Here is a 21712-nt window from a genome sequence, read left to right on the forward strand (position 1 = left end):
CGATAAAATTCCCTTAAAAATAATAAAAAATTATTTAAAAATAGGTTGATTTTTGTAATCGATTAAATTAAACTAGATAATTGAGTGGAAAATTTAATGTCTAATGTCTAAGGTTTCTAAAAGTAAATTAACTACTTTTAAAAGAAATCAATTATAGGGGGAAAAAAATGGCTAAAAAAGACGGAATACAAACTGATGGATCACTAAAAAGAGATCTTGGACTAGCTGCAGCTACAGCTATCGTAGTTGGAAATGTAATAGGTTCAGGAATTTTTATGTCACCTGCAAGTTTCGCAAGAGTAACAAACCCAAAAGTAGCTATACTAGCATGGGTTTTAACTTCAATAGGATCATTACTTATTGCTTTAAGCTTTGCTAATTTAGGATCAAAAATGCCTAAAACTGGAGGCCCCATTGTTTATACAAGAGCTGCCTTCGGTGATTTTGCAGGTTTTCTAATTGCATGGTCCTTTTGGATAGGTGCATGGGTAGGGAATGCTGCTATAATTACAGCATTTATGAGTTATTTTACATACTTTGTTCCAGCTGCAAACAATCCACTAGCAGCATTCTTGATATCTTCTGCAGTGGTATGGATATTTACATTAATAAATATATATGGTGTAAAATATGTTGGAAAAATAGGAGTTATATCAACAGTATTAAAAATTGCAGTACTTGTAGTATTTATTGTAATTGCTGCACTAAATTTTGATCCAAGCTATATGAAGACTGTATCTAGTCCAGAAGTAAGCGGAATGGGAACATTACCATCAGCTATAGCTATAGCACTATGGGCTTTTGTAGGATTAGAAAGTGCTACAGTAGCAGGTGGAGAAATAAAAAATCCAGAGAAAAATATTAAAAAAAGTACTATATATGGAATATTAATAGTATCTGTTATATACATCGTAATGAGTGTTGTTTCTATGGGTGCTATGGATCAAGCAGCTCTTGCAAACTCAGATGCACCACTAGCAGATATTATAAATAAAGCTACAGGAGCTTCATGGGGGGGAACTTTCATAGCAGCTGGTGCACTAATTTCTACTTTAGGAGCAACTTCTGGATGGTTATTAACAACAGCTAGAAGTGCTGTTGGAGCAGCTGAAGATGGATTATTCCCAGCAATATTTAAACGTATAAATCCTAAATTTAATACTCCTGTGGCATCTCTTGTTATAGGAAGTATATGCATGAATTTACTTTTAATAATGAACTATGTAGGGTCTCTTAGAAGTGCCTTTGACTTTATGATATTACTAGCTACATTATCTTTCTTACCAGCATACACATTCTCAGCAGCTGCTGAAATAGTATTACTATGTAAGAAATCAAAAGATTTTAGCTTTATAAACTTCTTAAAGAGTTCATTCTTCTCATTACTTGCATTTGCTTATTCTATATATGCTATATATGGAACAGGAGCTGATGTAGTAATGTATGGATTTATATTAATGCTTGTAGGAATACCAATATATGTTTACATGATGCTTCAGAAAAATAAAGAAGATAAGAATATAGATAAAATAAGAGAAGCTGCAGGCTTAGAGAAATAGTATAGATTTTACTAATTTACTAAGTATGCAAAATAATAACAGTCTGATTTGAAATAATTTAAATCAGACTGTTTTCTTAAATTTCTAATGTAATCTTAACTACTTTAACTATTATATTTTAAGAATAGATTGATGTCTTCTTCTATCATTTTTAAAGAGGTTATCCAAAAGTCTTTAGAAGAGATATCAATATTCATTATTTTAGCTACATCACTTAAAGAATTTTTTCCTGTTGCTGAGAGAAGGGTTTTATATTGTTCTGGGAAGGAATCGCCTCTCTTTAGGTATTCTGCATACAGACCTTTTGCAAATAATTGACCAAAGGCATAAGGGAAGTTATAGAAATTATTTTCAGCATAATAGTAATGAGTTTTACAAGCCCACATGTATGGATGAAGGAAGTTAGAATCAAGGCCATCACCATAAGCTTCTTTTTGGGCATTAATCATTATTTCATTTAAATCTTTTACACTAAGAGAACTTTCTTTTCTTGTTTTAAATAATTCACTCTCAAATAGAAATCTGCTATAAATATCAACTATAACTTGAGTACAATCACTAATTTCAGTTTCTAAGATAGAGAAAGCTTCTTCTTTAGTAGCTGTTTTAATAGCTGCTTTTTTTACTATAGTCTCACAGAAGTTAGAAGCTGTTTCTGCTATTGGCATAGGATAATGTGCATTTAATATACTTTCATTGTTAAGGCAATATCCATGATACCCATGACCAAGCTCATGGGAAAGGGTAACTACATCACTAAAGGTATTACCATAGTTTAATAACACCCTACTCTCACCTACATGAGGAAGTCTAGAGCAAAATGCACCTCCTACCTTTCCTTCTTTAGGTAAAACATCTATCCATGATTTTTCCATGGCATTTTTAGCGAAATCTGATAAGTCATCACTAAAGGTTCTAAAATTATCAATTACACACTTACATCCATCTTCATAGGTGTAAGTCATATCAGCATTACCCATAGGCGCAAATAAATCATAAAATGGTAGACCATTTTTATGACCTAAAAGTTCGCCTTTTCTTTTGAGATATTTTCTAAATATAGGTAGATATTCTTTAATAGCGTCTAGCATAGAGTCTAAAATTTTTCTATCCATCCTTGAATTAAAAAGAGTCTTATCTAGTGGAGAAGGAAACCCTCTCATATCACAAAGTGTTATAACTTCACCCTTTATTCCATTAATAGCAGCAGCCATACCATCATGAATTTTTTCATAAGCCTTAATTTCAGCCTCATAAGCTTTTCTTCTAATAGTTGAGTCAGCTTCATAAGCCATGTTTCTAATCATAGATAAAGGTAGTTGTTTATTTTTTCCATATAGTTCTATATCAACCATAAGGCCAGAGGTTAGCACATTTTTAAGTTTGCACCAAGCATCTGATCCAGTATTTTTCATTTTTGCTATTATAGCTTCTTCTTTATCACTTAGCATATATTTTGAATTTTCTGCTTTTTCTTTAAGAAAAAAATTATGGTCACTAAGTAATCTAGAACCTTGAATTATTTTATCTAAATCTTTAAGATTTCCAATCCATTTTGTAATTTTAGCTTCACTTTCAGCTAGATTACTAATTTTAGAAGAAAGAATATCATCATATTTTAAAGCAGCTGAATTTTTGGTATCTACACTAAGAGTTAAGTGAACCATGCTACCTAATTTCCTTGCTAGAGTTTTTAATTCTATATTCATAGATATGAAATTTTCTAACAACTTATCAGGTGAATCTGTACTATCAATAATGTTATTAGTAGTAGTTATGAAATTTTCTATAAGTACATCGAGCTTATTCAAATCCTCTTTAAATTCATTGCATTCAAAGGAAGAATAAAGCTCTTTAAGACTCCAATTGAGTTCCAAATTTATCATCTCCTTGTATATTTTAACACTATTATAACACAATAGTACTTTAATGGTAAAATAAAGCTAAAAATGTTCTATTATAAAAATAGCAAAAATCATTATTCTACATATTATAGAGTATGAGAAGTGAAGTGTTAAATTGGATTACTAATATTATTCTAGGAGGAAATTATGAGAAAGAAAACTATTAAGTTATTAAGTGCTTTAATTTGTGCATTTATATGTGTTGGCTTATTTACAGGATGTAATAAAAATAAGACATCAGACAAAGAAAATCAAGGGAATAAAGATAAAATAACAACTATACGACTTAATGAAGTAACTAGATCCATTTTTTATGCACCAATGTATGCAGCAATTAGTGAGGGATTCTTTGAAGAAGAAGGAATTGAGATTGAACTTTCCACAGGCCAAGGTGCAGATAAAACTATGCAACAACTTATTAGTGGAAGTGTTGATATTGGATTCTCAGGACCAGAGCAAGTAATGTATATTTATAATCAAGGTAGAGAAGATTATCCAGTAGTATTTGCCCAGTTAACTCAAAAGGACGGATCATTCTTAGTATCTAGAGAAAAACATAATAAGTTTTCATGGCAAGACATTAAAGGAAAGACAGTTATAGGAGGAAGACCGGGTGGAGTACCTGAAATGGCTCTTGAGTATGTATTAAAAAATGAGAATATCGACAAAGAAAAGGACTTAAATTTAGTTACTAATATAGCATTTGACGCAGTTCCAGGAGCATTTAAAGGCGGTACTGGAGACTATGCTGCAATATTTGAACCAACTGCTAGTGTAATAGCAAATGAGATAAATGGATCTGTAGTAGCATCAATTGGAGAAAGCGCTGGAAACCTTCCATATACATGTTTTTATACTGTTCAATCTTATATTAATGAGAATGAAGACTTATTGGTAAGGTTTGTTAAGGCTATTCAGAAAGGCCAGGAGTGGGTAATGTCTAATGAGGATGCTACAGTTGCCAATTCTATAAAGGATTTCTTTCCAGGAACAGATGAAGAAGTAATAGCAACAGTTGTGAAAAATTATAAAAAAATAGAAGCCTATGCTAAAACTCCAACAGTAAGCGAAGAGGATATGAATAGATTAATGGATATTATAGAATCCTATGACTCTGAGCTTCTAACTAAAAGACCACCATTTAAAGATATAGTGAATAATTCAATTAGTGAAAAGGCAATGAAGAAATAAAGAAAAAGGGATTTTTAAGCATAATTTAAATCTATAAACTGTATATAAAAATAAATAGTTTTAAAGGAACATGTCTTTAGGATTTCAAAGGCATATTCCTTTTATTTATATATGGTATAAGTTTTATTATCAACATTTATTATAACCTCATATATTAGTACTATAAAATATTAAAGAACTTTAAAGCTAAGGATTATAAGTAATTATAGAAAAGAAATTAGAAAACTACGAAGATAAAAAATAAAGATATGGAGATGGAGATATGAATAGAATAGAGATAAAGAATGTTTACATGAATTATCATACACTATCTGCAGAGACTGTTGCTTTAAAAGATATTAACTTCACAGTAGACGGTGGAGAGTTCGTAAGTATAGTTGGACCTTCAGGATGCGGAAAATCAACACTTTTAAATATAGTATCTGGCCTTATAGAAGCTTCATCGGGAGATATATTAGTTGATGGACGTGTTCAAGAAGGGTATTCAGATAAAATTGGATACATGTTTCAAAAGGATCAACTTTTTGAGTGGTTAACCGTATTGCAGAATGTAAGTATAGGATTAAAAATTAAAAAAATGATGAATGATGATGCAAAAATAAAATTAGAGAAATTATTAAAAAACTATAATCTATGGGAGTTTAAGGATCATTATCCAAGACAGTTATCAGGTGGCATGAGGCAAAGAGTTGCTTTAATTAGAACCTTAGCTTTAGACCCAGAAGTTTTACTTTTAGATGAACCATTTTCAGCCCTAGATTATCAAACTAGACTCAATGTCAGTGATGAAATATACGAAATAATTAAAAATGAAGGTAAAACAGCAATTATGGTCACCCATGACATTTCAGAGGCTGTGTCTATGTCATCTAGGGTAATAGTGTTATCAAAAAGACCGGCGGTAATAAAGAAGATTATAAAGATAGAATTTGATGGAGAAAATCTAACTCCTTTAAAGTGTCGTGAACACAGTAAGTTTAGAGTATATTTTAATGATATATGGAAGGAGATGGATTATGATGATAAGTAAGGAACATGAAGAATATTTAAAGAAGGTAAAAAGAAACAGAAGAAAGATTATTTTTACTAGAATACTTATATTAGTTGCATTTTTTCTTCTTTGGGAAGTATTAGGCAATTTAAAGATTATTGACCCGTTTTTAACCAGTACACCATTAAGAATGTTTAAGAGTTTTATGAAGTTGTATAATGAGGGAGCTTTAATTAATCATATAACAATAACTTGTTTTGAAACTATAATTGGATTTACTTTAGGAACTTTTTTAGGGACTATAATTGCAATAATGTTGTGGTGGTCAGACTTTCTTTCCAATGTTTTAGATCCATATATTGTAGTACTAAATGCACTTCCTAAAGTAGCTTTAGGACCTATAATAATATTCTGGGCAGGGAATGGAATGAAGGCAATTATAATCATGGCATTGTTAATTTCCATAATTTCTACAATAATAAGTATACTTTCAGGATTTAGAGAAGTAGAAGAAGATAAAATAAAACTCTTAAAGACTTTTGGTGCGTCAAAGTTTAAAATTTTAACTAACCTAATCATTCCTGCTACCACACCAACTTTTATATCTGCACTAAAGATTAGTGTAGGACTTTCTTGGGTAGGGGTTATAATGGGAGAATTTTTAGTAGCAAAAAAAGGTCTTGGTTTTTTAATAGTATATGGAGGACAAGTAGCACAATTAGATATGGTAATGATGAGTGTAGTTATTCTTTCAATAATTGCTTATTTAATGTATGAAGTAGTTCACTATTTTGAAAAAAAATATGCCACAAAGTTATAAAATAAAAAATAATCCATTACATTTATCAGATTTAAATAAGTGTAGTGGATTTATTATATGAACATAAGATATTAGCGTATAATAAATGTTTATATTAATAATAGAAATAGTACAAGATTATGATATAATTAAGCATGCAGATAGGGGGAAAATTATGAAGACAAAAAAAGCATTAGCGTACATAACGTTAATAGGTGTAGTGGTAGCTTGGGGAATTTCTTTTGTTAGTATAAAAGTAGTATTAGATGCATTTTCACCTGTAGCAATGGCCTTTGTTAGGTTTTTTATTGCCACTGTAACACTTATTATAATAAAACAATTTACAAATAAGGAGAAAGTTAATAAAGAAGATTATGGAAGATTGGCTGTTAGTGGAATTTTTGCTATCACCTTATATTTCTTCTTTGAAAATAATGGTATATTAAGGGTGTCTGCTAATTCAGCATCCATAATAGTAGCTACTTTACCTGTAGCAGCAATAATAGCAGATAAAATATTTTATAAAACAAAGATATCTAGATTAAGTGTAATTAGTATTATAGTATCTATATTTGGAATTTATTTAGTTATAGGAAAAGATGTAGTAGGTGGGTCTTTATCAGGATATCTTTATATGTTTGGTAGCGTAATAGCATGGTGTGGGTATTTAATAATTACAAAGCCTCTGTTTAAAAAATATTCTAACATAACCATTACAACCTATCAGTCTATTTTTGGTACACTAGCATTTATACCCTTATTACCTTTTGAAACTATAAACTTCCAGATGATTAATGGTAATATAATTTTAAATCTTTTATTTTTAGCATTAATATGTTCTTCTTTTGGAAACTTTGGATATAATTTTGCTTTTAAGGAATTAGATGTAGGTATATCTACTCTATTCTTAAACCTATGTCCTGTAGTTACTTTTATATTTAGTTTCTTTATACTTGGAGAAACTTTGAGATTTAGTCAAATAATAGGTTCAATAATTATTATAGCAGCTGTATATATTGCAACTAAACCGCCTAAAGTACAATCAGAACTTGACGATAATATTAAAAAGGCGGATTTAAATTAATATTCTATAGGAGTTGTATACTAGGGAGGGAGTACTATGAAAAAGCTTTTTGCATTGTTTATATTAGCACTTTCCTTTGTAGCATTAACAATTACATTTAACATATATATTTATGAAAGTAAAAAGGTTAGTGCTCTTCAAGATCATATGAGTTTTTTAGCTAGTAAGGGCAATGTTAGTTATATAAGTTCAGAGGAAGAAGCTAGGCTTGAGAAGGAAGAAAAGAGAAGGAAAAAAGAAGAAGAAAAGGCAGCAAAAGAAGAAGCTAGAAGAAAAGCTAAGGAAGAAGCAGAAGCTAAAAAAGCTGAAGAAAAGCGATTAAAAGAAGAAGAGCTTCAGAGAAAGAAAGATGAATTAGAAAAAGCATTAAATGCATCAAAGAAAATAAATCTAGATGTAGCTATAATTAATCAGTTGCCAGAATATAAAAATGGATGTGAGGCAACATCCTTAACTATGATGCTAAATTATGCAGGAGTTGACGTTAGTAAGGATTCTGTAATTGGAAAGGTAAAGAGGGATTTAACTCCAATTAAATATGATTCAAAAGGCAGTATAATAGAATGGGGAAACCCAAAGAAGGGGTTTGTTGGAGATATAACAGGTAAAACTCCTGGATATTCTATAGATCCTGTGGCTCTTGCACCAGTAATAAATGAATACTTACCAGATAAAGCACTAGATTTGACAGGCTGTGATTATGGTGAGTTGGAAAATGTACTATCAAGTGGAAGACCAATTGTAGTATGGATAACATCTACTTTTAAAGAACCGAAAGTCTCTCATACTTGGACCAGTAATGGAACCGTTATAAATTCTTATTTTACTCAACATGCAGTATTAATCACAGGAATGGATGAGAATTCAATATATTATAATGATCCTTTAACTGGAGTTAAAAATGCAAAGGTTGATAAAAGCACATTTAAGTCAGTATGGACAAAGATGGGTAAAAAGGCATTATCCTATTATAAATAAAATAAATTAAAAAAACTCTATATCTAATCATAATACTAGATATAGAGTTTAAATTTTTATAAATAGGTGTACTGCTAGTTACCTAGAATTCCAACTGATGTTAAAGCATTAGATACTGCTTGTACTTCAGTTGAATTAGCTCCATATAAGTCTGTAGCAGCTTGTATTAAACCAAGTCTTGCTTGAGAGAAATTTGTATTGGAGTTAAAATAAACAGTTAATGCTCTATAATATATATCAGCAGTTTTTTCACAGCCTATATTTTGAGCAACTAAATAAGCAGCTTTATTAGGAATTCCAGAGTTGATGTGAACGCCACCCCAGTCTCCAGATTCTGTGTTTGGTAGATTTTGATAATTATTCATGTGAGCAGGTTGATCATATAGTGTTGGATTTGCTAAGCTTCTTAATGCATCTCCGGATATTCTTGGAGTATATATTTCATCTCCAACTACCCAATCAGAAGAATTAAATGTCCATTGACCACCATTTGCAACATTGTACTTGTCGTAGGTTTGTACCAAAACACCTAAAACATCTGACATAGATTCATTTAAAGCTCCAGATTGGTATTCATAAGCAAGGTCTGCAGAATTTGAAGTTACTCCATGAGTCATTTCGTGAGCAACTACATCAAGATCTCCTGATAATGGTGCAAAATAGGATCCATCACCATCACCATAAACCATTTTATATCCATTCCAAAAGGCATTATTATAACGAGAGCCATAGTGTACAACAGAAGTTAAGGACATGCCTCTATTATCTAAACTATTTCTATTAAATAAATCTTTATAAAAATCATATACAACTTCTGCATAGCTATGGGCGCTTACTGCAGCTTTATCAGAAACTGTAGTACTAGAACTTGTCATTAAAGTACCAGTTGTTGTCATTCTATAGTTAGCTGTATAAGTGTTTATAGTTCCAGTCATAGGTTTAGTGGTATCTTTTAATTGATATGATTTAGTTTTATTTTGGTATAAATTTAACTCTCTAGTAGTACCATTTACAGCAATGCCTGTACCAGTAACTGGACCAGCTTCTCTTATTAAACTTTCTGTTTTTATAATATCGCCACTATAAACATCTACGAAGATTTCCCAACTTTCCATTTCAGGAAGATCATAAGCAAGGTTTATTTTATAAACTTCATAAGCATTTTTATCGTCGAAGTATATATAATTTTCAGCTCTTACTTCTTCTGTTAATTCAGTAAATGTCTTAGAAGCTTTAGCTATTTCTATAGCTTTATCTGCAGTAAGGGGTTTAATATTCTTTTTAGTTACTGAAGATATTCTATTTTCTAAAGTTCCTGTTAGTCCAGTAATAACACCATTTTTATCAAAGTGTGCAGTTATAGTTTTCCCATAAACTTTTTTTCCATCAAAGGTTTGCTGAAGTTTTATATGGGTAAATCCTAAATCATCTTGTTCAGCAGTGATAAGAGAAAAGTTATTTTTAATATTTTTCATATTGAATAGTGACATGTTTTCATTTAAGAAATCAATAACGCTACTAGAAGATGGATTTACAGTTTCAGATAGGATACCGCTTATAAATAGTTTCATTCCATCTTTGTTATCAATGTGAACTTTTTCCTTACCTTTGTTTAAATTTTTGAATTCCTTTAAGATATCTGCTTTATTTTTTGTAGGTTTTTCTAAGCCTTGTGCACTTACAGGTTGAAAAGTGAAGGTTGCAGCTAAAGCTACAGTTGCAAGAATTGAGATTAGTTTTTTGTTCATAAGATCATCCCCTTATTAATATTATACTTTTATTATATATTTTTGTATCAAAAATGCTATAAAAAGTTTACGTCAAATTACTTTAACAGGTTACAGTGAAACAATATATAATACAAAATGTATCGCAAAAAGTGTAGTATTTTGTAAATAAAATTTTGCTTAGCTTTTAAATTTTTATGAGATGTAAAAAAACAATACATTTTTATGGAATAATATGTATTTAAGATACATATTATATATAAATGTAGTATCCAATTTATTGTAGTATGAATTTAAAAATGATATGATTTAAGATGAAGTAGAAAATAATAAGTTAAAACTTAGGTATAGAAGGGGTTTAATAAGAAGGCTATGGATAGAAGTGTGGAGTTTATAAGTGGGAATAAAAAAATAAAATTATTAAGAAAACAGCTAAGAATGACTCAGCAAGAATTTCAAGATTCTCATTTTACCAGAGGATATTTAGGTTTATTGGAGAACGGAAGAAGGAATATTACATTACAAGCATCAAAGATTATTGCTGAAAAGTTTATGAAAAAAGCTAAAGAATTGAATATTGAATTAGAGCTAGAAGAAGATTATTTTTCAAGAAGTGTAGAAGAGGATGCCAACTTATATTGTGAAAAAGTCCTTAAAAATGATTTATCAATGGATGAGTTAAACGAAATTATGAATATTGGAGAAGAATATAACTTAAATTCAATTAAAGCCAAGGTATACAGAAGAAAAGGAGACATTTATTTTGAAGGAAATCAATATCTAGAAGCCTATAAAAATTATTTTTATTCTATGGATATTTTAAGAGGTGAAGAATTGGTTACTGAAATATGCTACGTTTATAATAGATTAGGTTATTGCAAATTTTTACTTCTTGACTATGAAGAGGCTATTGTATATTTTAATAAAGCTATATATAATGCAGAGATGTTTAAGGATGAAAAAGTGTTAATGTATTCTACCTATAATTTATCAGTAGCATATAGTTGTATAAATAAATTTCATGAAGCTATAGATATTATAAATAAGTTTATTCATAGGATTGACATGGATAAGGGATTTCTAAATTATGTTTATGTGAATATATTAAAGGCTAACTGTTATGAAGGATTAGATGAAATGGATAATGCTATTACAATACTTCAGGATTTAATTGAAATAGTAAAGGAAGAAAATGATGAGGAAAGTACTAGGTTATTAGGACTCATATATAACAACTTGGGCTCCTTATACAGAAGAGAAGAAAGGTTATCTAAGGCCTTAGATTATTATAATAAATCTCAACAAATTAGAAATAAGGTTGATAATAAAAACGTATCTCACACCTTAATTGAAAAGGCTAATATCTATGTTAGTAAAAAACTCTATGACGAGGCTATAATGATAATAGAACTGGGAATTGAAAAGGCTAATGAGTATAATGATTATGAATATATATTTAAGGGTTATGAACTCCTTGAGAAGATTTACTGTGAATTAAATATGAGAGAAGAATTAGAAAAGATTATTGAAGCTGCTATTGAGGTTTTGAAAAACACTAATAATTTAGATTTAAAGATAAAATATTATACTAAACTTCAAGAACTTTATTTTAAAAATAAAGAATATGAAAAGGCTGAAAAATGTTTGTATATGATACAAAATTTATTGCAATCTGTTTCTTTCAATGATAAAATGTATATAAAGGAGGTGCTTTGATAAATGAGTAAATTTTGTAAAAAGATATGTGTACTAGGAGTTTTTGCTTTACTATGTGCAACAGTTATTGGTATTCCTAAAAATGGAGAACATCCACCACTATTAGGAAGTATTAGCTCAAGTGAATTACTATAGTTTATAGTTAATGAAAGTGGCTATTTTAATATGGAGCTATCTATTTTAAAATAGCTCTTTTTACATATAGAATTAAAAATTAGTATAATAAAAGGACTGAGATTTTCTCAGTCCTTAGTTACATTAAATTCTGTTTACTCTATTATCTTTCTTTACTCTCAATTTCTTTGACAATTCTTTCAATGAAGTTATCTATAGAAATTGAACCCTCGTCTCCGTTTTTACGGCTTCTTACTGCAACTTCTTTATTTTCAGCTTCTTTTTCTCCTACAACTAAGATATAAGGAGCTCTTTCATTACGTGCTTCTCTAATCTTATAACCAATTTTTTCTGCTCTGTAGTCAACTTCAACCCTAATATTATTTTTCTTAAGTTGGGCATAAACTTCATCAGCATAGTCATGATACTTCTCAGAGATTGGAAGTAGTTTAACTTGAACTGGTGCAAGCCATACTGGGAATGCTCCTGCATACTTTTCAATAAGAAGGGCAAGAGTTCTTTCATAACAACCAATAGAAGTTCTATGAATAACATAAGGATATTTTTCTTGACCATCCTTATCTACATAAGTCATTCCAAATCTTTCAGCAAGAGAGAAGTCTATTTGAGCTGTAATTATAGTGTCCTCTTTACCATGAACATTTTTGATTTGAAGGTCAAGTTTAGGACCATAGAAGGCAGCTTCACCAACAGCTTCAGTATATTCAATTCCAAGATGATTTAAGATTTCTCTCATCTTATTTTGAACTGCATTCCAAGCTTCAGGTTCTCCAATATATTTTTCTTTATTATTTTCATCCCATAGAGATAATCTATAACTAATATCTTCTCTAAGACCTAGAGTATCAAGCATATAGTTAATCAAGTCAACTACCCCTTTAAACTCATCTTCAAGTTGATCTGGTCTACATGCAAGGTGACCTTCAGAAATTGTAAATTGTCTTACACGAATTAATCCATGCATTTCTCCAGAAGATTCATTTCTAAATAATGTAGAAGTTTCAGCATATCTTAGAGGTAAGTCTCTATAACTTTTAGATTCAGCTTTATAAACTGTGAATTGAAATGGACAAGTCATAGGTCTTAATGCAAATACTTCATTATCCTTTTCTTCATTACCTAGTACAAACATTCCTTCTTTATAATGATCCCAGTGTCCAGATATTTTATATAAATCACTTTTAGCCATTAATGGTGTTTTAGTTAAAAGGTAGCCTCTTTTTTGCTCTTCATCTTCAACCCATCTTTGAAGAAGTTGAACAATTCTAGCCCCCTTAGGCATTAGAAGAGGTAGACCTTGCCCTATTGGCTCAGAAGTAGTAAATAACTTTAGTTCTCTTCCAAGCTTATTGTGGTCACGTTTTTTAGCTTCTTCTACAGCTTCTAGGTATTCATCTAGTTCTGCTTTTTTTGTAAATGCAGTTCCATAAATACGAGCAAGCATTTTATTTTTTTCGTTTCCTCTCCAATAAGCTCCTGCAAGTTTAGTTAACTTGAAAGCTTTCACTGGTTTTGTAGTCATTAAGTGAGGACCAGCGCAAAGGTCAGTAAACTCACCTTGTTTATAGAAAGTTATGATTTCACCTTCTGGTAGATCTTCTATAAGTTCTACTTTATAAGGTTCATCTTGTTCCTTCATAAATTTAATCGCTTCTTCTCTTGGAAGTTGAAAACATTCAATTGATAAATCTTCCTTAACTATTTTTTTCATTTCAGCTTCTATTTTATCTAAATCTTCGTTAGAAAATCCACCTTCAAGGTCGAAGTCATAGTAGAAGCCATTATCTATAGCAGGTCCTATAGCAAGTTTTGCTTCAGGAAATAGTCTTTTAACAGCTTGTGATAATATGTGAGCAGCTGTATGTCTAAAAGCTCTTCTACCTTCATCCTCATTAAAAGTTAAAATATTCAATTCACAATCCTCTTTAACTATATAACGAAGGTCTACAGTTTTTCCATTTACTGTTCCAGCTGTTGCTACTCTAGCAAGTCCTTCGGAAATACTTTTTGCAATTTCGATAATACTCATTTCATTTTCTAATTCTTTAACTGATCCATCTTTTAAAGTAATTTTAATCATTTAAAAATCTCCCTTCTATATCTAATATTATAGCCTTGAACATACTCATTCCAACCTATGTGACAATGATATTTCTTTCAAATAAATAAAAAAACTCGTCACTTTTCCTAAAGAAAAGGGACGAGGTATACCCGTGGTTCCACCCAAATTGTCCTTAAACTTATTAAAATTAGATTATAAAGATAACTAATTTAACAAAGTGATATAAAGGACCGCTTTAAAAACTATAACGTAGTTAACGGACTTTATTAGAGTCACTCAGAGGTGGTCTTCAACATGATTTATTTAAAAGCAATTTCAGCTACTATGCTTTCTCTCTGTAAATAAAGTGACATATCTACTGTCCTCTTCATTGCGATAATATTATTAATTATTATTCTATTATATCATAAATCTTAAGTTATAATGCAGAAATTATTAACTTTATTTTAGCATATATATGTTTAATGTCAACATAAATTGTTAAGTAAATAAAGAATAATAAGAAAGGATTACATTTAATTTATATTTATGTAAATTTATAATATGTTAGCAAAATAAATAGTATAATTATATTAAGGATTGTTTAAAATTAAGAATTATTTAAGTGAAAATATATAATTAGAGGTGAGGATATACTATGAATCGTAATACTAATCTAAATGTTATGGATGAGATGTACTATAGTGATTTATGGATAAAATTATGCAAGAGAAGTAAAGATATTATTCTCACTAAGGATGAAATAGAAAAGTACAATGCTGAAGGAATTAAAAAGGGATATATTTATGATATATTTAATGAACCCAATGAAATAGCTAAAGATTATGTAGTTACTATGATAAATTGTGTAAGCAAGATTCCAGAAGGTGATAGATACAAGAATGGTAGTAAAGTAAACAAGGAATATTATGATAAACTTATTGATAATATGAATTTAAAAGAAATAAAGGACAAGATTTCTATAGAATATGGATTGGTGGTAAAGAGGGGGAGTATAAGAACATTTCCTACTAGTGATAGAGTGTTTAAGGGGGAAAAAGAATATGATTTAGATAGATTTATGGAAAGTGCTATATATGCAGCGGAACCTTGTATTATATATACTTTTAGTAAAGATGGAAAATGGTGTTTTTGCAAAACCTATAATTATTCAGGATGGATTAAAAAAGAAAATATAGCTCTTGGAAGTAAAAAAGAAATAGAAGAATATTGTAAATGTAAAGATTTCATTGTAGTTACAGGTAAAAAGATAAATCTCGTTTATAATCCTTTTATAGAGGCACTTAGAAATTTAGATATTGATATGGGAGTAAAACTACCTATAGAAACTAATTTGAGCAAGGAAGAATTAATTTATGATATGTATAGTGAAGGTAATTATGTAGTTAAATATCCGCTAAGAGAAAGTAATGGTGAACTAAAGTTTACTAATATTTTAATTCCATACAATGAAGATGTTCATAGAGGATATTTAAAATGTAATAGAAGTAATATATTAAAACAAATATTTAAATTCCAAGGAGAAAGATATGGGTGGGGTGGAGAATTCAATGGAAGAGATTGTTCTTCCCTTATCATAGATACCTTTAGAAGTTTTGGAATACATTTTCCAAGAAATAGTGGTGATCAATTAAAAAAATCTATTGGAAAAACATTGCTTGTTCATAAAGAAATGACTTATCATGAAAGAATGAAAATATTAGATAGCTTGAAACCTGGATCCCTTATATTTTTAAAAGGGCATGTAGCGATGTTTATAGGAAATTATAAAAATAGTCATTATATAATTCACGATGTAATAGGAGTATTTGTAAATAAAAAGGATTATGAAAAGAAAAATAAAGGGCAGAAGGAACAGGTTAATGAAGAAAAGATATACTTAGGAATAAAGGGGGTAACAGTATCTGAATTAAAAGAGATATACACTTCTAGTGGAGAACCATATATTGAAGAGATTATTGGAATTAAGGACATATTCAATTAAAGTTAGAAGCAAGTAATAGTAAAAAAATAAAATATAGAAAAGATTATTTAAGAAAGGGATAAACTAATGAATCAATGGCTATACGGAATAGATAAGGGAATAACTGATGCTGTACATTTTGGGTTACAGAATAAAATTTTTGATACTATAATGCCATTCATAACAAGGCTGGGAGATGCAGGGTTTATATGGATAACAATTAGCATTATTCTTATATGCACTAAAAAATATAGAAAAGTAGGAATAACAAGTTTACTAGCAATATCTATAGGCACAATTTTAACAGAGGGAGTAATAAAGCATTTAGTGGAGAGAGTAAGACCCATTATTGCATATCCTATAGATAATCCTCTAATAAAACTGCCTATTAGTTTTTCTTTTCCATCAGGGCATACTGCATCTTCTATAGCTGTAGCATATGTACTTTCCACATATATTAAGAGGTATAAGTTTTATTTTATATCTTTGGCAGTTTTAATAGGTTTTTCTAGAATATATTTGTATGTTCATTATTTTTCTGATGTGTTAGGTGGAGCAGTAGTTGGACTTGTAAGTGGAATTCTAGCTGTGTATATAATGGGGAAAATTAATAATAGAAAAGAAAATATTTTGGAATATTAGCATATAAAATAACTAAAGGGTTGTCTCAAAATAAGCTAAATTTTATTAAAGTACAAGCTCAACACTTAGTAAGATTTAGTGAATTATTTTGAAATAACCCTTATAAATAGTCTTTGTAATTGGTTAAAGTTATAAAATTCAATTGTTAATTTATAAAACGAATAGCAGCTGAATCGTGCTTTAAAGGTCTAAATACATATCCTTGAGCTTTTAAACCTTCAAGAATTTTTGGCATTGCATCTAATGTGGTATATTTGAAGTTTGTATCATGCATTAATATATTAGCTGTATTAACGTTAGAGCTACCATTAAGAACACTTTTTATTATACTTTTTTCATCCAATGTTACCTTAGTAGCATCTGAAGAATCAACATTCCAGTCAAAATAGGTGTACCCACGATGTTTTAGAGCTTTAAAAATACAATGAGGCATATTTTTATGTTCACTCATATATCCTGTATTTGAACCTCCTGGGAATCGTAAAATTTTAGAGGGTTCTTTACCGGTTATTTCTTTTAGCTTATTATCAAGAGCTTCCACATCACTAATAAAGGCTTTAGTAGATGAATAAATCTTTTGATAATTATGACTATATGTATGATTAGCAAGAACATGTCCACGATTAACGATTTCCCTATAAATATCATCAAAACCTTCTTTGTATATTACAAAAAAAGTCGCTTTAGCATTGTATTTGTCAAGTACATCTAACAGTTTCAAGGTATTAGATGAAGGCCCATCGTCAAAGGTTAAATGAGCAATCTTTTTTTGTGACATTGCCTTATCATAAGTGGATTGTTTTTCACTTAGTTCTTTTTCTAACTTAATATTTTCTGCAAGTATAGAGTTGTTAGACGATGATAAAGAATCGATTTCTTTTAATAGATTACTTTGCTTACTAGAAGCTACGAACATTTTTGTTGTTGCTAATATTGATATAAAAAAACATAAACATAAAGCTGATAAGGATATAATACTTAATATGGAGGGTTTCTTTCTTCTTCTAATATTCCCTTTTGATGATTCAAAATTAATATTGTAATTCATGATTTTAGCTCCTTATGTTAATTATTAATTTCAGCAAGTTCGTCAAGTAAGGCATCTAAATTTGAACCTGACTCTAGCAAGTTCTTATTTGCTTTATGTAAATTAGCCTTTGTAGCTTTAAGGGATTCTATTTCAGTAGATAATTCATTATTTTTAAACTGGTATTCTTTCTCCTTTGCATTAGCAAATACTGAAATTCCTATAAATATGAAGCAAAATATAGAAGCCATTACACAGAGTTTACCCTGTGAGTTATTATGTTTTTTAGAATGAAATAAAGTATTTTTCATAAGAATCTCCTTTAATTAGTTATTATGTTTTATACTAATAATTATAAAGGATATATTATGTATAATCATTACGAAAAAGTAACAATTTGAAAATTTTTTTATTATTTTTTATAGTAAAAAATACATTTATAAAATTAATTGAGTGAATTTAAGGAGAAGGTATAAGTATGTATATTAATATGCCAAGGTATATAGAGAATTGTATTAATGACATAGAAAGAAATGGATTTGAGGCTTACATAGTAGGTGGGTGTGTAAGAGATAGTATTATAGGAAAAAAGCCTAATGACTGGGACATATGTACCTCAGCAACTCCAAAGGAAATAAAGGAAATATTTATAGATAAAAAAACTATAGATGTAGGAATTGAACATGGAACAGTGGTAGTATTAATGGAAAATGAAACAGTAGAAATAACTACATTTAGAGTAGATGGGAATTATTCCGATGGGAGAAGACCAGATAGAGTAGAGTTTACTTCAAAACTTAGAGATGATTTAGGAAGAAGAGATTTTACTATAAATGCTATAGCTTATAATCATAAAATAGGAATAATAGATTATTTTAATGGAATTAAGGATATAGAAAATAAGGTTATAAGGTGTGTAGGAGAACCAAATAAAAGATTTAAAGAAGACTCATTAAGGATAATGAGAGGATTAAGATTTTTGGCACAGTTAAACTACAAAATAGAAAAAGAAACTCTAATTGCCATAGAGAATAACAAGGAGCTTCTTAAGAAAATTTCTAGGGAAAGAGTAATTGTAGAGTTAAATAAGCTAATACTATCTGATTACCCTGGTGATGGAATTAAATATATGCTTAGTTTGGGTATTATGCCTATATTAGTACCTTATCTATATAAAGATGAAGAAAAATATATTTATGATTCCTTTAAGGTAAAAGAATGTATTAAGGTTATAGAAGGATGTCCTAAAAAACTTTATGTGCGATTAACTGTATTTTTGTACTACATATTAAAAAGTAATAAAGATGAAAGTGATATAAGAATTCATTATAAAGGAGATACATCTAAGTTAATACCTAAACAAGACATAAAGATAAGCATTAAATGTGAAGAAATTCTTAAAGAACTACATTATGACAATAGGACAATAAAGAATGTAAGTACACTTATGGCATATTATGATACTCCAATTTATGAAGATAAAGTGTATCTTAAAAGACTATTACAAGGGACAGGATTAGATGTATTAGGAGAATTAATAATTATAAAATATATAACAAAAATATTTTTAAAAGAAGAAAACTTAGAAATGATAACTCAATTCAATTTAAATAAGATGAAAATAGAATTAATTTTAGATGAAATTATGAAAAATGAAGAAGCCTATAGGAAGACTGACTTGAAAATTACAGGAAAAGATTTAATAAATTTAGGGATAAAAGAAGGCATAGTAATAGGAAAAATATTAGATGAATTATTAGAAATGGTTATTAAAGATCCTAAATATAATGATAAAGAAAAGTTAACTATATATGTAAAAGAAATATATGAAAAGTATAAAAGCAATGAAAATAAATAAAAAAAATAAGACCGCTATGATTTAATCAATTAGTTAATCATAGGGTCTCTTACCTTATCTATATTCATGGTGTTTAGGATTTGCTGAAACTTTTTCTACAGCCCTAATAACTTGAGCAGTTATAGAAATTTCTTCTTGCTTGTCAATTTCATTTAAAGCAGTAGTATAAATTTTACCTTCTTCACTAACCACATACTTGGGTTTTATAGAATTTAGGGCAAGAGCAGACATATCATCAAGGCACTTTTGGCAAGTACAAATATTAGGATAATCTTTAAGCACACTTTTTAAAACATATTCAACTTGATCTTCTGCATAATTTTTGTAAGGTGGCATAAAAAAATTCCTTTCTAACATAAGTCTATTGGTAATTATTTTTAATTACCAATAGACTTTAATTAATTATTTTAAGTAAAATTATAATTCCATTTTCTTAACGTTTTCTGGGATTATAAGATCTGCAACTGTTGCATTTTTTACATCTTCAATAGTAGCTTCTGGTCCAAGTTCCTTAAGAACAAGACCTTCTGAAGTTACTTCAAGAACTGCCATTTCAGTAATAATTAAGTTTACTTGATGAGCAGCAGTTAAAGGAAGTGTACATTTCTTTAATATTTTTGGATTACCTTTAGCTGTATGTTCCATAGCTACTATAACTTTTTTAGCTCCAACAACTAGGTCCATAGCTCCGCCCATTCCAGGAACCATTTTACCAGGAATCATCCAGTTTGCAAGGTTTCCTTCTTGATCAACTTCTAAAGCTCCAAGTACAGTAGCAGCAACATGACCGCCTCTGATTATTCCGAAAGATACAGAAGAATCAAAGAATGCAGCTCCAGGGATAACAGTAACATGTTGTCCTCCAGCATTTACTAGGTCTTTTTGCTCTTCTCCAGGAGCAGGAGCAGCACCTATTCCTATGAATCCATTTTCAGATTGTAATGTTACATCTATGCCTTCTGGTATATAGTTAGCTACCATTGTTGGAAGACCTATACCTAGATTAACTACGTCTCCATCGTTAAGTTCTTTTGCAACTCTTTTAGCAATGACTTCTCTTATCATGTTCTTATCCATGTTAGTTCTCCCCCTTTACTATATAGTCAACAAAGATATATGGTGTCATAACTACGTTTGGATCTATATCTCCAACTTCTACAAGCTCTTCAGCTTGAACGATTACAGTATCTGCAGCAGTAGCTATTAAAGGATTGAAGTTTCTTGTTGCTTGATTGTAGTATACGTTTCCTTTTTTATCAACCTTTGAACCGAATAAAAGAGCAACATCTGCTTTAAGAGGTTTTTCAAGAATGTATTCTTGTCCATCAACAGTAATAACTTCTTTACCGTCTTGTACAATTGTTCCAAGGCCAGTTGGAGTTAAGAATCCACCAAGACCAGCTCCGCCACATCTGATTCTTTCAGCAAGAGTTCCTTGAGGTGATAATTCTACTTCCATTTCTCCAGAATTCATTTGGTTTCCAGTTTCTTTGTTTGTACCAATATGTGATGCAATAGTTTTCTTAACTTGTTTGTTAACTATTAACTTACCAATACCTCTATCTGGAAATCCAGTATCGTTTGCTATGATAGTTAAATCTTTAACGCCTTTTTTAACTAAAGCATCTATAATAGCTTCTGGAGTACCTACAGCTAAAAATCCACCTATCATAACAGTCATTCCATCTTGAATTTTAGCAACTGCTTCATCAATTGAAATAAGTTTATTCATATGTTAAACCCTCCATAAATAAAAAATTTTCTTCCATACTAGTTTACCCCTAATTTAAATATTTTGCAATGTGTAAAGGCTGATTAAATTTTTAATTAAAAAACTAATGAAAGTATTCATTTTTAATTATTAAGGTCTAATTTTGTTAAATATTACACGAAATACTTAAAACTATATTTTCATATAATATATACATTTAGATAAATAGGTATACATAGAGCTATTTTTATATGAAACTATATACCAATATAAATATGAAACTAGTTACCTAGGAAACTATATAAATATATAACTAGTTAACTAGTTGTTCTCGCCACAAGGGTTTCAGGGATTTTGCCATTTTG

The 21712-nt window shown here is 29.6% G+C and carries 19 protein-coding genes and 1 other annotated feature; of the genes, 11 read left to right on the forward strand and 8 right to left on the reverse strand.

Annotated features, from left to right (window positions below; translation table 11 throughout):
• Window positions 1-167 precede the first annotated feature (167 nt).
• Window positions 168-1559, forward strand: a complete 1392-nt coding sequence (locus tag B3J31_RS05420) for an amino acid permease (protein WP_346873713.1) — start codon at window positions 168-170, stop codon at window positions 1557-1559.
• A gap of 104 nt (window positions 1560-1663) precedes the next feature.
• Here B3J31_RS05420 and B3J31_RS05425 read toward each other — a convergent pair whose 3' ends face one another.
• A complete protein-coding gene (locus B3J31_RS05425; RefSeq protein WP_346873714.1) occupies window positions 1664-3436 on the reverse strand; it encodes a M3 family oligoendopeptidase in 1773 nt (590 codons plus the stop codon).
• A 174-nt stretch (window positions 3437-3610) separates the two neighbouring features.
• Between B3J31_RS05425 and B3J31_RS05430 the strand changes: the two genes are divergently transcribed.
• The 5 genes from B3J31_RS05430 (at window position 3611) to B3J31_RS05450 (ending at window position 8506) form a co-directional block, all read left to right on the forward strand.
• A complete protein-coding gene (locus tag B3J31_RS05430; RefSeq protein WP_346873715.1) occupies window positions 3611-4654 on the forward strand; it encodes an ABC transporter substrate-binding protein in 1044 nt (347 codons plus the stop codon).
• Between the two features lie 262 nt (window positions 4655-4916).
• The gene (locus B3J31_RS05435; protein ID WP_035135130.1) at window positions 4917-5684 is read left to right on the forward strand and encodes an ABC transporter ATP-binding protein; all 768 of its coding nucleotides are present in this window, start codon (window positions 4917-4919) and stop codon (window positions 5682-5684) included.
• Window positions 5671-6465 carry an ABC transporter permease gene (locus B3J31_RS05440; RefSeq protein WP_414632080.1) on the forward strand — a complete coding sequence of 265 codons (795 nt, stop codon included), beginning with the start codon at window positions 5671-5673 and terminating at the stop codon, window positions 6463-6465. The genes B3J31_RS05435 and B3J31_RS05440 overlap by 14 nt, the downstream gene beginning before the upstream one ends.
• A gap of 154 nt (window positions 6466-6619) precedes the next feature.
• A complete protein-coding gene (locus B3J31_RS05445; RefSeq protein ID WP_346873716.1) occupies window positions 6620-7528 on the forward strand; it encodes a DMT family transporter in 909 nt (302 codons plus the stop codon).
• A gap of 36 nt (window positions 7529-7564) precedes the next feature.
• Complete coding sequence (locus tag B3J31_RS05450) at window positions 7565-8506, forward strand: C39 family peptidase (RefSeq protein ID WP_346873717.1); 942 nt, start codon at window positions 7565-7567, stop codon at window positions 8504-8506.
• A gap of 74 nt (window positions 8507-8580) precedes the next feature.
• Here B3J31_RS05450 and B3J31_RS05455 read toward each other — a convergent pair whose 3' ends face one another.
• Window positions 8581-10254, reverse strand: a complete 1674-nt coding sequence (locus B3J31_RS05455; RefSeq protein ID WP_346873718.1) for a M4 family metallopeptidase — start codon at window positions 10252-10254, stop codon at window positions 8581-8583.
• Between the two features lie 351 nt (window positions 10255-10605).
• Between B3J31_RS05455 and B3J31_RS05460 the strand changes: the two genes are divergently transcribed.
• A complete protein-coding gene (locus tag B3J31_RS05460; protein WP_346873719.1) occupies window positions 10606-11949 on the forward strand; it encodes a helix-turn-helix transcriptional regulator in 1344 nt (447 codons plus the stop codon).
• A 3-nt stretch (window positions 11950-11952) separates the two neighbouring features.
• Entirely contained in the window at window positions 11953-12084 is a 132-nt protein-coding gene (locus B3J31_RS05465) for a hypothetical protein (protein WP_346868115.1), read from the forward strand.
• A gap of 142 nt (window positions 12085-12226) precedes the next feature.
• On the opposite strand, the gene thrS is transcribed toward B3J31_RS05465, so the two are convergent.
• A complete protein-coding gene (gene thrS / locus B3J31_RS05470; RefSeq protein WP_150845987.1) occupies window positions 12227-14164 on the reverse strand; it encodes a threonine--tRNA ligase in 1938 nt (645 codons plus the stop codon).
• Between the two features lie 113 nt (window positions 14165-14277).
• Window positions 14278-14526, reverse strand: a binding site (T-box leader).
• A gap of 257 nt (window positions 14527-14783) precedes the next feature.
• Between thrS and B3J31_RS05475 the strand changes: the two genes are divergently transcribed.
• On the forward strand, window positions 14784-16130 hold the full coding sequence (locus B3J31_RS05475; RefSeq protein ID WP_346873720.1) for an SH3 domain-containing protein: 1347 nt from the start codon (window positions 14784-14786) through the stop codon (window positions 16128-16130).
• A gap of 66 nt (window positions 16131-16196) precedes the next feature.
• Window positions 16197-16751 carry a phosphatase PAP2 family protein gene (locus tag B3J31_RS05480; protein WP_150845989.1) on the forward strand — a complete coding sequence of 185 codons (555 nt, stop codon included), beginning with the start codon at window positions 16197-16199 and terminating at the stop codon, window positions 16749-16751.
• Between the two features lie 145 nt (window positions 16752-16896).
• Here B3J31_RS05480 and B3J31_RS05485 read toward each other — a convergent pair whose 3' ends face one another.
• Both B3J31_RS05485 and B3J31_RS05490 read right to left on the reverse strand, forming a co-directional pair.
• A complete protein-coding gene (locus B3J31_RS05485; RefSeq protein WP_150845990.1) occupies window positions 16897-17799 on the reverse strand; it encodes a polysaccharide deacetylase family protein in 903 nt (300 codons plus the stop codon).
• A 17-nt stretch (window positions 17800-17816) separates the two neighbouring features.
• Entirely contained in the window at window positions 17817-18089 is a 273-nt protein-coding gene (locus B3J31_RS05490; protein WP_346873721.1) for a hypothetical protein, read from the reverse strand.
• A gap of 167 nt (window positions 18090-18256) precedes the next feature.
• On the opposite strand from B3J31_RS05490, the gene B3J31_RS05495 reads away from it, so the two are divergent.
• A complete protein-coding gene (locus tag B3J31_RS05495; RefSeq protein ID WP_346873722.1) occupies window positions 18257-19636 on the forward strand; it encodes a CCA tRNA nucleotidyltransferase in 1380 nt (459 codons plus the stop codon).
• A 54-nt stretch (window positions 19637-19690) separates the two neighbouring features.
• On the opposite strand, the gene B3J31_RS05500 is transcribed toward B3J31_RS05495, so the two are convergent.
• From B3J31_RS05500 to atoD, 3 genes are read right to left on the reverse strand one after another with little or no spacing between them, the layout of a single operon-like run.
• Window positions 19691-19993 carry a late competence development ComFB family protein gene (locus B3J31_RS05500; protein ID WP_346873723.1) on the reverse strand — a complete coding sequence of 101 codons (303 nt, stop codon included), beginning with the start codon at window positions 19991-19993 and terminating at the stop codon, window positions 19691-19693.
• A gap of 60 nt (window positions 19994-20053) precedes the next feature.
• Window positions 20054-20713, reverse strand: a complete 660-nt coding sequence (locus tag B3J31_RS05505) for a 3-oxoacid CoA-transferase subunit B (RefSeq protein ID WP_346868110.1) — start codon at window positions 20711-20713, stop codon at window positions 20054-20056.
• 1 nt (window position 20714) lies between these two features.
• Entirely contained in the window at window positions 20715-21368 is a 654-nt protein-coding gene (gene atoD, locus B3J31_RS05510) for an acetate CoA-transferase subunit alpha (RefSeq protein WP_035135146.1), read from the reverse strand.
• Window positions 21369-21712 lie beyond the last annotated feature (344 nt).

It is taken from the genome of Clostridium sp. UBA5988, assembly GCF_002435615.1.
Taxonomy (GTDB): domain Bacteria; phylum Bacillota; class Clostridia; order Clostridiales; family Clostridiaceae; genus Clostridium_J; species Clostridium_J sulfidigenes.

Excerpts from the sequence above, each read along its gene's own strand:
- B3J31_RS05420 (WP_346873713.1), top strand. The coding sequence starts at position 168 with ATGGCTAAAAAAGACGGAATACAAACTGATGGATCACTAAAAAGAGAT.
- B3J31_RS05430 (WP_346873715.1), top strand. The coding sequence starts at position 3,611 with ATGAGAAAGAAAACTATTAAGTTATTAAGTGCTTTAATTTGTGCATTT.
- B3J31_RS05435 (WP_035135130.1), top strand. The coding sequence starts at position 4,917 with ATGAATAGAATAGAGATAAAGAATGTTTACATGAATTATCATACACTA.
- B3J31_RS05440 (WP_414632080.1), top strand. The coding sequence starts at position 5,671 with ATGATGATAAGTAAGGAACATGAAGAATATTTAAAGAAGGTAAAAAGA.
- B3J31_RS05445 (WP_346873716.1), top strand. The coding sequence starts at position 6,620 with ATGAAGACAAAAAAAGCATTAGCGTACATAACGTTAATAGGTGTAGTG.
- B3J31_RS05450 (WP_346873717.1), top strand. The coding sequence starts at position 7,565 with ATGAAAAAGCTTTTTGCATTGTTTATATTAGCACTTTCCTTTGTAGCA.
- B3J31_RS05455 (WP_346873718.1), bottom strand. The coding sequence starts at position 10,254 with ATGAACAAAAAACTAATCTCAATTCTTGCAACTGTAGCTTTAGCTGCA.
- B3J31_RS05460 (WP_346873719.1), top strand. The coding sequence starts at position 10,606 with ATGGATAGAAGTGTGGAGTTTATAAGTGGGAATAAAAAAATAAAATTA.
- B3J31_RS05465 (WP_346868115.1), top strand. The coding sequence starts at position 11,953 with ATGAGTAAATTTTGTAAAAAGATATGTGTACTAGGAGTTTTTGCTTTA.
- thrS (WP_150845987.1), bottom strand. The coding sequence starts at position 14,164 with ATGATTAAAATTACTTTAAAAGATGGATCAGTTAAAGAATTAGAAAAT.
- B3J31_RS05475 (WP_346873720.1), top strand. The coding sequence starts at position 14,784 with ATGAATCGTAATACTAATCTAAATGTTATGGATGAGATGTACTATAGT.
- B3J31_RS05480 (WP_150845989.1), top strand. The coding sequence starts at position 16,197 with ATGAATCAATGGCTATACGGAATAGATAAGGGAATAACTGATGCTGTA.
- B3J31_RS05485 (WP_150845990.1), bottom strand. The coding sequence starts at position 17,799 with ATGAATTACAATATTAATTTTGAATCATCAAAAGGGAATATTAGAAGA.
- B3J31_RS05490 (WP_346873721.1), bottom strand. The coding sequence starts at position 18,089 with ATGAAAAATACTTTATTTCATTCTAAAAAACATAATAACTCACAGGGT.
- B3J31_RS05495 (WP_346873722.1), top strand. The coding sequence starts at position 18,257 with ATGTATATTAATATGCCAAGGTATATAGAGAATTGTATTAATGACATA.
- B3J31_RS05500 (WP_346873723.1), bottom strand. The coding sequence starts at position 19,993 with ATGTTAGAAAGGAATTTTTTTATGCCACCTTACAAAAATTATGCAGAA.
- B3J31_RS05505 (WP_346868110.1), bottom strand. The coding sequence starts at position 20,713 with ATGGATAAGAACATGATAAGAGAAGTCATTGCTAAAAGAGTTGCAAAA.
- atoD (WP_035135146.1), bottom strand. The coding sequence starts at position 21,368 with ATGAATAAACTTATTTCAATTGATGAAGCAGTTGCTAAAATTCAAGAT.